Source organism: Streptomyces sp. NPDC107546, assembly GCF_055639175.1.
Genome location: NZ_JBVKBA010000007.1, coordinates 16,696 through 30,005 on the forward strand (window position 1 = coordinate 16,696; position 13,310 = coordinate 30,005).

Genomic DNA, 13,310 nt, shown 5'->3' on the forward strand with positions numbered 1-13,310 from the left:
CGCGGCGAGGTGCCGTGCCGGGCGTCGCGAGCCGGTGAACCTTTCCGGCCACAGCACTGAGACGCCGGTTCAGCCGCCGGTGTCGTCCTCGCCGGCCTCCAGCAGGTTCGCCGCCGCGCCCACGATGCGGGGATCGGGGGCGCCGACGACCTCCCGGTCCTTGTCGGTGTAGTCGAAGCGGGCGAGCACGCTGCGCATCGCCTCGACCCGGGCCCGCTTCTTGTCGTTGCTCTTCACCACGGTCCACGGCGCGTGGTCGGTGTCCGTCTCACGGAACATGGCGACCTTGGCCGCGGTGTACTCGTCCCAGCGGTCCAGTGAGGCCAGGTCCATCGGGCTCAGCTTCCACTGCCGCACCGGGTCGACCTGACGGATCGTGAAGCGGGTCCGCTGCTCGCTCTGGGAGACCGAGAACCAGAACTTCACCAGGTCCACGCCGTCGTCCACGAGCATCCGCTCGAACAGCGGGGCCTGCCGGACGAAGCGGCGGTACTCGTCGTCCGTGCAGAAGCCCATCACGCGCTCCACCCCGGCCCGGTTGTACCAGGACCGGTCGAACAGCACGATCTCGCCCGCGGTCGGCAGGTGCTGGACGTACCGCTGGAAGTACCACTGCCCGCGCTCGCGCTCGGTCGGCTTCTCCAGGGCCACCACCCGGGCGCCGCGCGGGTTCAGGTGCTCGGTGAAGCGCTTGATCGTGCCGCCCTTGCCGGCCGCGTCACGTCCCTCGAAGACGATGACGAGCCGACGCCCGGTCTCCTTGATCCAGCTCTGCAGCTTCAGCAGTTCGATCTGCTGGAGCCGCTTGTGCCACTCGTACTCCTTGCGCTCCATCCGGTGGTCGTACGGGTAGTTCTCCCGCCAGGTCTCCACCGGGCTGCCGTCCGGCCGGATCAGCACGGGGTCGTCGTGGTCGGTGTAGTCGACCCGCAGGCCGTCCGTGACCAGAGGTGTCATCCGTCCTTCCTTCTTCTCTTCCTCCCCACGCCTCGGTGGGATCAGTGGAACTGCGGCACGATCAGATAGATCCCGTACGCCACCACGGCCGCGCAGGCCAGGAAGCACAGCCAGGCCTGGGCGAGGCCGAGGGCGTGCGTGCCGCCGTCCTCCTCACGGGCCGACTCGACCTGGGCGAGGCCGAGGACCCCGAGGGCGAAGACGACGCCCACGGCGGCGGTGACTCCGACGCTGACCGCGGTGACCTGCCCGAGGGCGCTCCAGTCGAGGTGCATGGGTCGAACTCCTTCGTCGCTCAGGCGGCGGTGCCGACGCGCGCGGGCGCGGTGCCGCGGAGGGTGACCTCGTGGGTCTCGTTGACGTTGTCGGCGCGTACGGGGTTGCGGCGGGAGGCGGCCACGATGCCCGCGGCGACGGCGGCGGCGACCAGAGCGATCACCGCGGTCCCGGCGTTGCCGCCGTGCTTCACGACGCTCGCGGAGAGCCCGCCGACCAGGGCCGCGGCCGGGAGGGTGATCAGCCAGGCCATCACCATGCGGCCCGCGACGCCCCAGCGCACCTCCGCCAGCCGCCGGCCGAGGCCGGCGCCGAGGATGCCGCCGGAGCAGACCTGCGTGGTGGACAGCGCGAAGCCCAGGTGGGCGGAGGTCAGGATCACGGTGGTGGAGGCGGCCTCGGCGGCGAACCCCTGGGGGGACTGGATGTCCGTCAGGCCCTTGCCCATGGTGCGGATGATCCGCCAGCCGCCGAGGTAGGTGCCGAGGCCGATGGCCAGTCCGGCCGAGGCGATCACCCACACCGGCGGCCCCGCGTCATGGCCGAGGGCACCGGCGGAGATCAGCGTCAGAGTGATCACACCCATGGTCTTCTGGGCGTCGTTGGTGCCGTGGGCGAGGGAGACCAGGGAGGCGGAGGCTATCTGGCCGAGGCGGAAGCCCCTGGTCACCGAATCCCTGCGGGCCCGGGCGGTGATCTTGTAGGCGAGGTAGGTGGCCAGCAGCGCGGCGAGACCCGCCACGACCGGCGAGGCGACGGCGGGGATCAGCACCTTCTCGACAACCTTGTCGAAGTGCACGCCATGGCTGCCCGCACCGACCCAGACAGCCCCGACCAGGCCGCCGAACAGCGCGTGGGAGGAACTCGACGGCAGTCCCAGCAGCCAGGTCAGCAGGTTCCACAGGATCGCGCCCACCAGCCCGGCGAAGATCATGCCCGGGCTCACCAGGGTGTCGTCCACGATGCCGCCGGAGATCGTCTTCGCGACCTCGGTGGACAGGAAGGCGCCGACGATGTTCAGGACGCCGCTGATCAGGACCGCTGTTCGTGGTTTCAGGGCGCCGGTGGCGATGGAGGTGGCCATCGCGTTGGCGGTGTCATGGAATCCGTTCGTGAAGTCGAAGGCCAACGCCGTGACGATGACGACGGCCACAAGGAACGTGATGTGGTCCATTCCTCGATGCAAGCAATCGAAGGCGTACGCCCGGCGACGTCCAGGCAAAGCACGAGCATGCGTCTGGTGGGCGAACCAACAAAGCCGCACATCTCGCAACACACCCGCACACAACTGTGGGCCAGGACCTGCTCGGTCCTGGCCCACGGCCGTGTCACCGTGCGCGGGCCGGTGTGCGGCCCGGAGCGCGGGAGATCAGGCGGCGACCGGCTGCGCCTGGGAGAGCTGCTCGATGACCTTGGTCAGGCCCTCGGCAACCTCGGTGTCGTCCGCAGGGTGGGTCTCGGCGAAGCGGGTCACGGAGCCGGGGATGGACAGCTTGGCGTCCTCGACGACGTGGGCGCCGGCGATGCCCACGGCCTTGCGGGCCTCGTCCTGCGCCCACACGCCGCCGTACTGACCGAAGGCGGTGCCCACGACGGCGACCGGCTTGCCGGTCAGGGCGCCGGCACCGTACGGACGGGACAGCCAGTCGATCGCGTTCTTCAGGACGGCGGGGATGGTGCCGTTGTACTCGGGCGAGAAGAGCAGCAGCGCGTCGGCCTGGGCGGCGGCGTTGCGCAGCGCGGTCGCGGCCTCGGGGACGGTGCCCTCGACGTCGATGTCCTCGTTGTAGAAGGGCACCTGGCCCAGACCCTCGTGCAGCACCACCTCGACGCCCTCGGGGGCGTGCTTCACGGCGGCCTCGGCGAGCTGGCGGTTGTGGGAACCGGCACGAAGGCTGCCGACCAGGGCGAGGATACGTACAGACATGGCAAAACTCCCGGAGATATGCGATCAGTACAAGCGGACCGGGGAAGTCCGTTGAACGTTGTACCATTCCAAGCGGACCGCGGTCCACTTCTTGCCCACCATAAGCGGACCAGGGTCCGATTGTCTTCCCTCGGCGCTAGTCTGGTCTCATGACCGAGCCGCTCCCACCCCTTCTGCCGCCCCCGGCCGACGTCGACACGCCGACCGGCCTCGCCCTCATGCCCACCGGTGAGACGGCCCGGCTGCGCGCCGACGCCGCGCGCAACCGCACGCGTCTGCTGGAGGTCGCCGCCCGCCTGGCCGCGGAGCGCGGCATCGCGAACGTGACCATGGAGGACATCGCCTGTGGCGCGGGCGTCGGCAAGGGCACCGTCTTCCGGCGGTTCGGCGATCGCATGGGTCTGATGGTGGAGTTGCTCAGCCACCACGAGGAGAAGCTCCAGGCCGCCTTCCTCTCCGGACCGCCGCCGCTCGGCCCGGGCGCGCCCGCCCGGGAGCGCCTGCGTGCGTTCGGTGCGGCCGTCATTCGCCATGAGCACGCTAACCGTGACCTGTATCTGGCCGCCCACACGGACCCGGCCCGCCAGCGCGCGACTCCGCCGTACCAGCTGCGGCTGGTCCACGTGTGCATGCTGCTGCGCGAGGCACGGGCGGACGGCGACACCGAGCTCGTCGCGCACACGCTGCTCGGCTATCTGGAGACGGCCCTCGTCGACCACCTGCTGACCCGCCGCGGGATGTCCCTGGAGCGGGTCGAGGCCGGCTGGTGCGACCTGGTGGACCGTTACACGGGCCGATGTACCGGCCGATGTACGGGCTGACCTGTGCTCAGCAACGTCCCATCATGGTGGCCATGACGACCATGAGCAGAAGAGCCGAGATGTTCGTCCCCGCCGACCGCGATCCCCGAGTCCTCGGCCCCGCCACCGGCGACGAACGTACCCTCCTCGTCGATTTCCTCGCCGGCCAGCGCGCCACGCTGGAGCTCAAGTGCTCCGGCCTGGACAGCGAGTTGTCGCAGCGCTCGGTCGCGCCGTCCGCGCTCTCGCTGCTCGGCCTGGTGCGACACCTCGCCGACGTCGAACGCCGCTGGTTCCGCCGGGTCCTGGCCGGTCAGGACGTCCCGCCCCTGTTCTCCTCGCCCTCCGAACCCGACGGTGACTTCACCGGCGCCGTCCCGGACCCGAAGGGTGTGGCTCTGGCCTGGGAGACCTGGCGTGCGGAGACCGCCTTCGCCGACGCCTTCGTCACCGCCGCGCCCCACCTGGACATCGAGGGGCACGACTCCTGGCGCGGCACCGTGTCGCTGCGCTGGGTACTCCTCCACATGGTCGAGGAGTACGCCCGTCACAACGGCCACGCCGATCTGCTCCGCGAGCGCATCGATGGGGCGATCGGGATGTGACACCACTTGGCCCGTCCTTGTCGCCGTAACGTTTACGCAGGTCAGCGTCTTATTATCGGACATGACAACGGTCACCGGTGCAGCCTTTGCCCTGGAGCGTGGCCATGGGTTTGACTGCGGTCCAGACACCCGACTGCGAGGGGGAAGGCGGACCACATGAGCGGTCACGGTCATGAGCACGGCCCGGGGGGCCACTCCGGCCACTCCCACGGTGTGTCGGCGGATGCCGACCGCCGCTGGCTGGGCCTCGCGCTCGGCCTGATCGCCGTGTTCATGGCGGTCGAGGTGGCCGTAGGCGTCGTCGCCGGCTCCCTGGCGCTGATCTCCGACGCGGCCCACATGCTCACCGACGCCGCGTCCATCGTGCTCGCCCTCATCGCGATGCGGCTGGCCGCCCGCCCGGCCCGCGGCGGCTTCACCTACGGCCTCAAGCGCGCGGAGATCCTCTCCGCCCAGGCGAACGGCCTGACCCTGCTTCTGCTGGGTGCCTGGCTGGCGTACGAGGCCGTACGGCGCCTGATCACGCCGCCCCAGGTGGAAGGCGGCCTCATGCTGGTCACCGCGCTCACCGGGATCGTCGTGAACGTCGGCGCGACCTTCTGCATCTCGAAGGCCAACCGCACCTCGCTGAACGTCGAGGGCGCTTATCAGCATGTGCTGAACGACCTGTTCGCCTTCATCGGCACCGCGATCGCCGCGCTCGTCGTCGTCCTGACCGGCTTCGAACGTGCCGACCCGATCGCCACGCTGGTGGTCGTCGCGCTGATGGTGAAGGCCGCGTACGGGCTGCTGCGCGACTCCGGCCGCATCTTCCTGGAGGCCGCGCCCGCCGACGTCGACCCGGACGCGCTCGGCGACCGGCTCGTCACCAGGCCGGACGTCGTCGAGGTGCACGATCTGCACGTCTGGCAGATCACCTCCGGCCAGGCCGCGCTCTCCGCGCACGTCCTGGTCGAACCCGGCGGGGACTGCCACGCCGTGCGCCGTGACCTGGAGGAGGTGCTGCGCCACGACTACCGCATCACCCACACCACCCTCCAGGTCGACCACGCCCCCGAGCAGGTCCTGCAGGTGGCCCTGCCCGGCGACCGGAGCGCCGCTGAGGGCGCCGCGCACTGCGACGCCCCGCACGGTCCCGTGCACCGGGAGGAACCTCACCGCCACTGACGGCGACCGCAGTCGACCGTTGTTGATGGCCTTTGACCGTCTCTTTCCCCGATTACCTCTGAAGCAGAACTAATCTCATCAGTGTGGAACCGGAGAGGCTCGCCGACGACCTGGTGGCCGCGCTGATCGGAGTGCAGCGGCTGATCCGCCGCCGCGTGCGTGGCGGGATGGCCGCGCCGCCGCTGCGCGGAGCCGAGGTGGAACTGCTGCGCCTGGTGGTGGAACGGCCGGGCGTCGGGGTGTCGGACGCCGCCAAGGAGCTCTACCTGGCGGGCAACTCGGTCTCCACGCTCGTCAAGCACCTGGTCCGCGACGGCTATCTGATCCGTGAGACGGACCCGGCCGACCGGCGGGCCGCGCGCCTGCTTCCCACCGGCGCGGCCAGGGCACGGCTGCACGACTGGCGCGAGCGGCGCGCGGCACTCGTACGCGGCCAGGTGGCCCGCCTCGACGAGGCGGACCGCAAGGCGCTCGAGGTGGCCCTTCCGGCCCTGCGCAAGCTGGCGGAGAACCTGCATGAGGAGGCCGAGGAGACATGACGCGGAACGTGACGGACGGCAAGGCACCGGCAGTCGACGCCGTCACCTGTGCCGGACTGCGTTACTCCTTCGGGGAGACCAACGCGGTCGACGGACTCGACCTCTCCGTCCGCGACGGCGAGGTCTTCGGACTACTCGGCCCCAACGGCGCGGGCAAGACCACCGCCATCCGATGCATGACCACGCTCCTACCCGTCCCGGCCGGCAAGGTGCGCGTCTTCGGCCACGACGCGACGCGCGAGCGCATGGCCGTACGGCGCCTGCTGGGCTACGTGCCCCAGCAGCTCTCGGCCGACGCCGGGCTCACCGGCCGGGAGAACGTGGCCCTGTTCGCCCGTGTCTTCGACGTCTCCCGCGGCGAGCGTGCCCGCCGCGTGGACCAGGCCCTCGCCGCCGTCGACCTGACCGCCGCGGCCGACCGGCTCGCGAAGACGTACTCCGGCGGCATGGTCCGCCGGCTGGAACTCGCCCAGGCGCTGGTCAGCGCGCCACGGCTGCTGATCCTCGACGAGCCCACCATCGGCCTCGACCCCATCGCCCGGACCAACGTGTGGGAGCACATCAACGCCGTTCGCGCCGTCACCGGCATGACCGTCCTCGTCACCACCCACTACATGGACGAGGCCGACCAGTACTGCGACCGCGTCGCCCTGATGCACCGCGGCCGCGTTCGCGCGCTCGGCACCCCCGAGGAGCTGCGCAGCGGCCTCGCACAGCGGCTCGGAACCGAAGGCCCGCTGCCGACGCTGGAGGACGTCTTCCGTGACGTCGCCGGCAGCGGACTCGACGACCAGTCAGGAGACTTCCGCGATGTCCGAAGCACCCGCCGCACCGCGTCCCGCGTCGGCTGACCGCGCCCACCCGGCGGACCTCGACCTGCTGGTGGCCCCACCACGGGCCCGTACCGGCTGGAAGGTGCTGCCCGCCCGGGTCCTCGCCATGTGCGCCGTCGAACTGCAGAAGCTGCGCCACGACCGCACCGAGCTGTACACCCGGGCGGTCCAGCCGGCGCTGTGGCTGCTTATCTTCGGGGAGACGTTCACCCGGATCAGGGCGATCCCCACCGGGGGCATCCCCTACCTCGACTACCTCGCGCCCGGGATCATCGCCCAGTCCGCGATGTTCATCGCGATCTTCTACGGCATCATGATCATCTGGGAGCGGGACTCCGGGATCCTCACCAAGCTGCTGGTCACCCCGACCCCGCGGGCCGCGCTGATCACCGGAAAGGCCTTCGCCGCCGGGGTGAAGGCGCTGGTCCAGGCGGTCGTGGTGGTCCTGATCGCGGCGCTGCTCGGCGTCGCGCTGACCTGGAACCCGTTGCGGCTGCTGGGTGTCGCGGTGGCCGTCGTACTCGGCTCGGCCTTCTTCTCCTGCCTGTCCATGACGATCGCGGGCATCGTCCTGACCCGGGACCGCCTCATGGGCATCGGCCAGGCGATCACGATGCCGCTGTTCTTCGGCTCCAACGCCCTCTACCCGGTGCACGTCATGCCGGGCTGGCTCCAGGCCATCAGCAAGGTCAACCCGCTGAGCTACCAGGTCGACGCCCTGCGCGGCCTGCTCCTCGGCACACCCTCCCACCTGCTCACCGACTTCCTGGTGCTGCTGGTGGCGGCGGCCGTGGGCATCACGTCGGCGTCGTCGCTGCTGGGACGTCTGGCCCGCTGAGGCGGGGGAGGGGCGGCTCACCTCTTCTTCCAGAACGCCATCAGATCCGCGAGCGCCCTGATGATCTCGGGGCGCTGCGACGCCTCCGCCTGCCGCAGACTGATGGCGAGCGACAGAAGGATCATGGCGACGAAGAGGCCGATGGCGTAGACGAAGAGCTGAGGGGCGGCCACGGCCACCTGTTCCAGTACGGACCACATAGCGCCTCCCGGACATTTCCAGCCGCTGCGTCCGAGAGACTCCGGCAGGGCGCGAAGCCCCTCGACGAAGGCAGGTCGATCGATCTCCGTGGTGCTTTGTGTCGGGTCGGCGGCGCCGGCTGCTGCAGCCCGTGCGTCGGTCCCGGTCGAAGGTGAGGGGCCCGTACGTCGAGCAGCTCGGCACCCTGAGCGGTTCGGTCTCGTCGACGTCGGCGGAGGCGGGGCGGTACTCCTCGCCGCCGCCCGACCAGTTACTTCGTCATATCAAGGTATCCGAGAGGGCGGCCCGAACCCGGGTGACGCGCGCGCCGGTTCACTCTCGCGGCCCCCTCGGCGGCCGGCCGTCGCGGCCTCAGCGCAGGGAGGGGATCTCGATGGCCGGGCAGCGGTCCATGACCATCTCCAGTCCGGCCCCGCGGGTCCGGTCGTAGGCCTGCTCGTCGATGACACCCAACTGGAACCAGACGGCCTTGGCGCCGATCGCGACCGCTTCCTCGGCGACCGGACCCGCCAGGTCGCTGTTGACGAAGACGTCCACCACGTCGACCGGGAACGGAATCGCGTCCAGCGACGGGTAGCCCTTCTCCCCGTGGACCGTCTCGGCCTTGGGGTGGACCGGCACGATGCGCTTGCCGAAGCGCTGCAGGGCGGCGGCGACTCCGTAGGCCGGCCGGCGCCGGTTGGTGGACAGCCCCACCACCGCCCAGGTGTCGCCCAGCTCGGTGAGGATCTTGCGGATCGTTGCGGAGTCGCCGTACACGCCCGGTTCCCTTCGACGTTCCGCGGCCCGGCAGTCCCGTGCCGCCTGCTGTGGGCGGCAACAGCCGGTGGGAGGCGCTGATTCCCGAGGAGCGGCCGGGACCGCCGGTCCGTCCCGAACGTGCTCCGCTCGGCTGCGCCGGAGGCCTCGCCCGCCTACGCTCGCCTCGTGCTCCGAATCATCGACGCCCGCAGCGGCGAGCCCATCGACGTCCGTCCGGGCCTGGTCCGGGTCCACGCGCACCCGGCCGGGGCCGACGACTCCGCGCTGCGGGTGCTGCTGGTGGCCGACGTGCTGGCCAGGGCCCTGGAGCTCGGCGGAACACCCGTCGTCACGGTGGGCGCACCGCCCGCCGCGCTCCGGGCACGCGCCGACGACCTCGGCATCCGCCCCGCGGAGCCGGACACACCGGGCATCGGACAGGTACTGCACGTGGTCGGCGTGCCGGGTGCCGCGCCCGACGGGGTACGTGTCGAGGTGGCCCCCGTGACCGGCCCCGCCGCCCCGTCGTCTGCGCTGCGCCTCGCCCTGCTCGCCCGCCCGCGCCGGCAGCCCGCCGACCTCGACGCGGCCACCCTCAGCCAGGCGCGGGACACCCTGCTCCGCTGGCGCAAGGCCGTCGCCGCCTGGGCGACCCGCCCCTCCAAGCCGATCCCCGAGCAGGTGCGGCAGGAGCTGCGCACCGCCTGGGAGGACGATCTCGACGTCCCCGCCGTCCTGGACGTCCTGCGGTGCGTGGAGAGCGCCGACGACGTGCCGGACGGGGCGCGCTTCGAGACGTACGCCTACGCCGACCGACTGCTCGGACTCGACCTCACCCGCGAGATCGGTACCTGGACATGAACACCCCGGCCGGGCAGGGCCCGCTGCGCAGGCTAGTCGTGCTGCGGCACGCCAAGTCCGCCTGGCCCGAGGGCGTCCCCGACCACGAACGGCCGCTGGCGGCGCGCGGCCGCCGGGACGCGCCGGCCGCCGGGCGCGCGCTCGCCGAGGCCGACTGGTTGCCCGACCTCGCCCTGTGCTCGACGGCGGCCCGCGCCCGCGAGACCTGGGAGCTGGCCTCGGCCCAGTGGGGCACACCGCCGCCGGTACGACTCCAGCGACGCCTGTACGCCGCCGACGTACCCGATCTGCTGGACGCCGTGCACGAAGTACCCGCCCCCGTGCGGACGTTGCTGCTGATCGGGCACAATCCCGGGCTCGCCGAGCTGGTGCTGGAACTCGCCGGGGACGGGCTGAACGACACCCTCGACCGGGTCCGCGCCAAGTTCCCCACCGCGGCCATCGCCGTCCTCGCCTGGCACGGCCCCGCCTGGGAGGCACTGGCCCCCGGCGCGGCGCTCCTCACGGACGTGGTCGTGGCGCGCGGGAGGAAACCGAAGTAGGGCAGGCTCAGCCGACGTGGATCCTGGGGCGCCGCTCCGGGTCCGGCTCCGCACGGCGCAGCACCTCCCGCGTGACCGGGGCGACCTCGCCGTCCCCGAACACAAGGAAGCGCAGCAGGTGGCTGAACGGGGCGCCCTCGGTCCAGTTGAAGTAGGCGTGCGGCACCTGGCCGGTGCGGTCGCGCAGCTCCATCAGGACCGCCGCGATGGTGTTGGGCACGGTCGCGCCCTGGACGCGCAGCCTGCGCACCCCGTGCTTCTCGTCGCCGTGGACGGTCAGATCGGCGGTGAAGTCCGAGGAGTCGGTGACGAAGACCTCCAGGAAGAGCACCGGCCGCCCGTCCGGGATGTGGGTCTGCTCCCGCTGGCTGGACTCCTTGGCGCGGTACTCCCCGATGGTGTGCTCCTGCGGCTCGTTGGCGATGAGCAACGGCGGCCCGCTCGCCGCGGCCTCGTCGACCAGCCGGGCGGCAGCCTCGTCGAAGGTGACCGTCGCCGCCCGCAGTTCGAAGGCGCGGTGCACACGCGAGGCGAACGAGGTGACGAGGATCGCCACGATGAAGATCAGCGCGATCTTGATGCCGTCGGGGCGCTCGATCACATTGGTGACCAGGGTGTACGCGAGGACGGCGGTGATCGTACCGAAGCCGACTGCGGCGGCCCGGTGGCCGCGCCGGTGCACGGCGACCGTCGAGGCGAACGCCGCGGAGAGCATCAAGACGAGCACCCCCGTCGCATACGCGCCGCTCTGGGCGTCGACGTCCGCGTGGAACCACAGCGTGATGAGGACCGCGGCCACCATGAAGACCAGCACGAGGGGCCTGACGGCGCGGGTCCACTCGGGGGCCATGCCGTAGCGGGGCAGATAGCGCGGCACCAGGTTGAGCAGGCCGGCCATCGCGGACGCGCCCGCGAACCACAGGATCGCGATCGTCGAGATGTCGTAGACCGTCCCGAAGGCCCCGCCCAGGTGCTCGTGCGCGAGATACGCGAGCGCGCGACCGTTGGCCGGGCCGCCGCTCTTGAAGGCGTCCTGCGGGATCAGGATCGTCGTCGCCAGGCTGGACAGCAGCAGCAGACAGCTCATGATCACGGCGGCCGTGGTGAGCAGTTTGCGCGTGTCGCGCACCCGGCCGGCCGGATCCGCGTAGGTGTCGGTCGGGTCGCCCTTGACCTGCGGCATCACCGCCACGCCCGTCTCGAAGCCGGACATGCCGAGCGCCAGCTTCGGGAAGACGAGCAGCGCCACCGCGATCATCGCGAGCGGCGAGGAGTGCTCGGCGGTCATCGCGTGCGTCCAGTCGCCGATCCGCACCGGGTGACTGAGCACCTCCCAGGCCGAGACCGCGATGACGACGACGTTGAGCGCGAGATACGTGGCCACGAGCGCGACCGCGATACCGATGGCCTCCTTGAAGCCCTTGAGGAACACGGCGCCGAGCGCGGCGACCAGGAGCAGGGTGATCCAGGTGTTGCCGCCGTCCATCCAGTGCGGAGCGAAGGGGTTCTCCACGACGTGGGCGGCGGCGTCCGCGGCCGACAGCGTCATCGTGATCAGGAAGTCGGTGGCCGCGAAGCCGAGGAGCACCAGGACGAACACCTTCCCCGCCCACCACGGAAGCAGCCGCTCCAGCATGGCGATCGAGCCCTCGCCGTGCGGGCTCTCGTGGGCCACCCGGCGGTACACCGGGAGCGCGCCGAACAAGGTCAGCGCGATCAGTACGAGCGTGGCGAGCGGCGACAGCAGCCCGGCCGCGAGCGCGGCGATCCCGGGCTGGTAGCCGAGGGTGGAGAAGTAGTCCACGCCGGTCAGGCACATCACCCGCCACCAGGCGTGGCCCTCGTGCCCGTCGTCCCGGGTGGCGTGCGGGCCCGGGTGGCGGGCCGCGCGCTCGCTCAGGCCCTCCAGGAGCCAGGCCCGGCAGCGGGCCGCGGCGGTGGAGGGCCGCGAATGGCCGGGCTCGGCGGCGTCCGGGCTCCCCACCTGGGTGCCGGTCATGCGGTGTTCTCCCTGTGATCGTCGGGCGGTCGGACAACGACGAGCGAGTATCCACTACGGGGTGGTGTGCCCGGATACCGGGGGCGAACGCCTGGGAGGCGCCCAGGCGGGTGACGGGGAGGCGGCCGGCGCGGCGCTTTCGCCGGTGACGACCGCCACGCGCGCGGGGCTTTCGGACGGCCGTGACGAGCGCCACGCGCGCGGGGCTTTCGGACGGCCGTGACGAGCGCCACGCGCGCGCAGGGGCTTTTCCTGCCCTTACCAGCGCCACGCGCGCGTGGCGTGGGCGGCGGGCACCGGCCCGCCTGCGGAACCCGGGCGGGTGCCGCATACGCTGGCGTGATGCAGGACGAGTACCGCACAGTCGCCCGCGTGGGCGTGCACGAGACCGAGGTCAACCGCTCCCGTTTCCTGTGCGCGCTCGCTCCCGCCGCCACCGAGGAGGAGGCGCAGGAATTCATCGCGGGTGTCCGCAAGGAGCATGCCGACGCCACCCACAACTGCTATGCGTACGTCATCGGCGCCGACGCCGCGATCCAGAAGGCGAGCGACGACGGTGAACCGGGCGGCACCGCGGGCGTCCCCATGCTCCAGATGCTGCTGCGCCGCGACATGCGGTACGTCGTCGCCGTCGTCACCCGCTACTACGGCGGCGTGAAGCTGGGGGCGGGCGGGCTCATCAGGGCGTACGGGGGAGCGGTCGGCGAGGCGCTGGACGCGCTCGGCACCCTCACCCGCCGCCGCTTCCGGCTCGCCACGGTGACGGTCGACCACCAGCGCGCGGGCAAGGTGCAGAACGACCTGCGCGCGACCGGCCGTGAGGTACGGGACGTGCGCTACGACGAGAACGTCACCATCGAGGTCGGGCTGCCGGACGCCGACGTCGAGGCGTTCCGCGCGTGGCTCGCCGATGTGACGGCGGGCACGGCCCGGTTGGAGCTGGGCGGAGAGGCGTACGGGGACGCATGACGGACGCACCGGACGTCTGACGGGCCGTCGGGCCGTCGGGCCTCTTCCGTCCCGG

The 13,310-nt window shown here is 71.5% G+C and carries 16 protein-coding genes; 9 read left to right on the forward strand and 7 right to left on the reverse strand.

Features of this window, described 5'->3' with window-relative positions:
- Positions 1-69: 69 nt before the first annotated feature.
- The 4 genes from ppk2 to ACZ7L1_RS12220 form a co-directional block, all read right to left on the reverse strand.
- Positions 70-957, reverse strand: a complete 888-nt coding sequence (gene ppk2 / locus ACZ7L1_RS12205) for a polyphosphate kinase 2 (RefSeq protein ID WP_471436448.1) — start codon at positions 955-957, stop codon at positions 70-72.
- Positions 958-998: 41 nt separating this feature from the next.
- Positions 999-1,232, reverse strand: a complete 234-nt coding sequence (locus ACZ7L1_RS12210; protein ID WP_471436450.1) for a hypothetical protein — start codon at positions 1,230-1,232, stop codon at positions 999-1,001.
- 20 nt (positions 1,233-1,252) lie between these two features.
- A complete protein-coding gene (locus ACZ7L1_RS12215) occupies positions 1,253-2,407 on the reverse strand; it encodes an inorganic phosphate transporter (RefSeq protein WP_471436451.1) in 1,155 nt (384 codons plus the stop codon).
- Between the two features lie 195 nt (positions 2,408-2,602).
- Positions 2,603-3,160 (reverse strand): NAD(P)H-dependent oxidoreductase, encoded by a 558-nt coding sequence (locus ACZ7L1_RS12220; RefSeq protein ID WP_471436453.1) that lies wholly within the window; start codon positions 3,158-3,160, stop codon positions 2,603-2,605.
- A 149-nt stretch (positions 3,161-3,309) separates the two neighbouring features.
- Here ACZ7L1_RS12220 and ACZ7L1_RS12225 point away from each other — a divergent pair, with 149 nt between their 5' ends.
- The 6 genes from ACZ7L1_RS12225 (at position 3,310) to ACZ7L1_RS12250 (ending at position 7,942) form a co-directional block, all read left to right on the forward strand.
- The gene (locus ACZ7L1_RS12225; RefSeq protein ID WP_471436454.1) at positions 3,310-3,981 is read left to right on the forward strand and encodes a TetR/AcrR family transcriptional regulator; all 672 of its coding nucleotides are present in this window, start codon (positions 3,310-3,312) and stop codon (positions 3,979-3,981) included.
- A 32-nt stretch (positions 3,982-4,013) separates the two neighbouring features.
- Positions 4,014-4,565 carry a DinB family protein gene (locus tag ACZ7L1_RS12230; protein WP_471436456.1) on the forward strand — a complete coding sequence of 184 codons (552 nt, stop codon included), beginning with the start codon at positions 4,014-4,016 and terminating at the stop codon, positions 4,563-4,565.
- Positions 4,566-4,721: 156 nt separating this feature from the next.
- Positions 4,722-5,732 (forward strand): cation diffusion facilitator family transporter, encoded by a 1,011-nt coding sequence (locus tag ACZ7L1_RS12235; protein WP_471436458.1) that lies wholly within the window; start codon positions 4,722-4,724, stop codon positions 5,730-5,732.
- An 83-nt stretch (positions 5,733-5,815) separates the two neighbouring features.
- A complete protein-coding gene (locus ACZ7L1_RS12240; protein WP_471436460.1) occupies positions 5,816-6,271 on the forward strand; it encodes a MarR family winged helix-turn-helix transcriptional regulator in 456 nt (151 codons plus the stop codon).
- Positions 6,268-7,122, forward strand: coding sequence for an ABC transporter ATP-binding protein (locus ACZ7L1_RS12245; protein WP_471436462.1), 855 nt, complete (start codon positions 6,268-6,270; stop codon positions 7,120-7,122). The genes ACZ7L1_RS12240 and ACZ7L1_RS12245 overlap by 4 nt, the downstream gene beginning before the upstream one ends.
- Positions 7,082-7,942, forward strand: coding sequence for an ABC transporter permease (locus ACZ7L1_RS12250; RefSeq protein WP_471436463.1), 861 nt, complete (start codon positions 7,082-7,084; stop codon positions 7,940-7,942). Before ACZ7L1_RS12245 ends, ACZ7L1_RS12250 begins: the two co-directional genes overlap by 41 nt.
- Positions 7,943-7,959: 17 nt before the next feature.
- Here ACZ7L1_RS12250 and ACZ7L1_RS12255 read toward each other — a convergent pair whose 3' ends face one another.
- Both ACZ7L1_RS12255 and ACZ7L1_RS12260 read right to left on the reverse strand, forming a co-directional pair.
- A complete protein-coding gene (locus ACZ7L1_RS12255) occupies positions 7,960-8,142 on the reverse strand; it encodes a hypothetical protein (RefSeq protein WP_471436464.1) in 183 nt (60 codons plus the stop codon).
- Between the two features lie 352 nt (positions 8,143-8,494).
- Entirely contained in the window at positions 8,495-8,902 is a 408-nt protein-coding gene (locus ACZ7L1_RS12260; protein ID WP_471436466.1) for a CoA-binding protein, read from the reverse strand.
- A 168-nt stretch (positions 8,903-9,070) separates the two neighbouring features.
- Between ACZ7L1_RS12260 and ACZ7L1_RS12265 the strand changes: the two genes are divergently transcribed.
- Positions 9,071-9,745, forward strand: coding sequence for a hypothetical protein (locus ACZ7L1_RS12265; RefSeq protein ID WP_471436468.1), 675 nt, complete (start codon positions 9,071-9,073; stop codon positions 9,743-9,745).
- Positions 9,742-10,287, forward strand: a complete 546-nt coding sequence (locus ACZ7L1_RS12270; protein ID WP_471436470.1) for a SixA phosphatase family protein — start codon at positions 9,742-9,744, stop codon at positions 10,285-10,287. Before ACZ7L1_RS12265 ends, ACZ7L1_RS12270 begins: the two co-directional genes overlap by 4 nt.
- A gap of 7 nt (positions 10,288-10,294) precedes the next feature.
- Here the strand turns inward: ACZ7L1_RS12270 and ACZ7L1_RS12275 are convergent, their stop codons facing one another.
- Positions 10,295-12,286 carry an APC family permease gene (locus ACZ7L1_RS12275; RefSeq protein WP_471436472.1) on the reverse strand — a complete coding sequence of 664 codons (1,992 nt, stop codon included), beginning with the start codon at positions 12,284-12,286 and terminating at the stop codon, positions 10,295-10,297.
- Positions 12,287-12,628: 342 nt separating this feature from the next.
- On the opposite strand from ACZ7L1_RS12275, the gene ACZ7L1_RS12280 reads away from it, so the two are divergent.
- Entirely contained in the window at positions 12,629-13,255 is a 627-nt protein-coding gene (locus ACZ7L1_RS12280; protein WP_471436474.1) for a YigZ family protein, read from the forward strand.
- Positions 13,256-13,310 lie beyond the last annotated feature (55 nt).

What these genes read in the sequence shown, in the direction of transcription:
- ppk2 (WP_471436448.1), bottom strand. Translation starts at nt 957, where the DNA reads ATGACACCTCTGGTCACGGACGGCCTGCGGGTCGACTACACCGACCAC.
- ACZ7L1_RS12210 (WP_471436450.1), bottom strand. Translation starts at nt 1,232, where the DNA reads ATGCACCTCGACTGGAGCGCCCTCGGGCAGGTCACCGCGGTCAGCGTC.
- ACZ7L1_RS12215 (WP_471436451.1), bottom strand. Translation starts at nt 2,407, where the DNA reads ATGGACCACATCACGTTCCTTGTGGCCGTCGTCATCGTCACGGCGTTG.
- ACZ7L1_RS12220 (WP_471436453.1), bottom strand. Translation starts at nt 3,160, where the DNA reads ATGTCTGTACGTATCCTCGCCCTGGTCGGCAGCCTTCGTGCCGGTTCC.
- ACZ7L1_RS12225 (WP_471436454.1), top strand. Translation starts at nt 3,310, where the DNA reads ATGACCGAGCCGCTCCCACCCCTTCTGCCGCCCCCGGCCGACGTCGAC.
- ACZ7L1_RS12230 (WP_471436456.1), top strand. Translation starts at nt 4,014, where the DNA reads ATGACGACCATGAGCAGAAGAGCCGAGATGTTCGTCCCCGCCGACCGC.
- ACZ7L1_RS12235 (WP_471436458.1), top strand. Translation starts at nt 4,722, where the DNA reads ATGAGCGGTCACGGTCATGAGCACGGCCCGGGGGGCCACTCCGGCCAC.
- ACZ7L1_RS12245 (WP_471436462.1), top strand. Translation starts at nt 6,268, where the DNA reads ATGACGCGGAACGTGACGGACGGCAAGGCACCGGCAGTCGACGCCGTC.
- ACZ7L1_RS12250 (WP_471436463.1), top strand. Translation starts at nt 7,082, where the DNA reads ATGTCCGAAGCACCCGCCGCACCGCGTCCCGCGTCGGCTGACCGCGCC.
- ACZ7L1_RS12255 (WP_471436464.1), bottom strand. Translation starts at nt 8,142, where the DNA reads ATGTGGTCCGTACTGGAACAGGTGGCCGTGGCCGCCCCTCAGCTCTTC.
- ACZ7L1_RS12270 (WP_471436470.1), top strand. Translation starts at nt 9,742, where the DNA reads ATGAACACCCCGGCCGGGCAGGGCCCGCTGCGCAGGCTAGTCGTGCTG.
- ACZ7L1_RS12275 (WP_471436472.1), bottom strand. Translation starts at nt 12,286, where the DNA reads ATGACCGGCACCCAGGTGGGGAGCCCGGACGCCGCCGAGCCCGGCCAT.
- ACZ7L1_RS12280 (WP_471436474.1), top strand. Translation starts at nt 12,629, where the DNA reads ATGCAGGACGAGTACCGCACAGTCGCCCGCGTGGGCGTGCACGAGACC.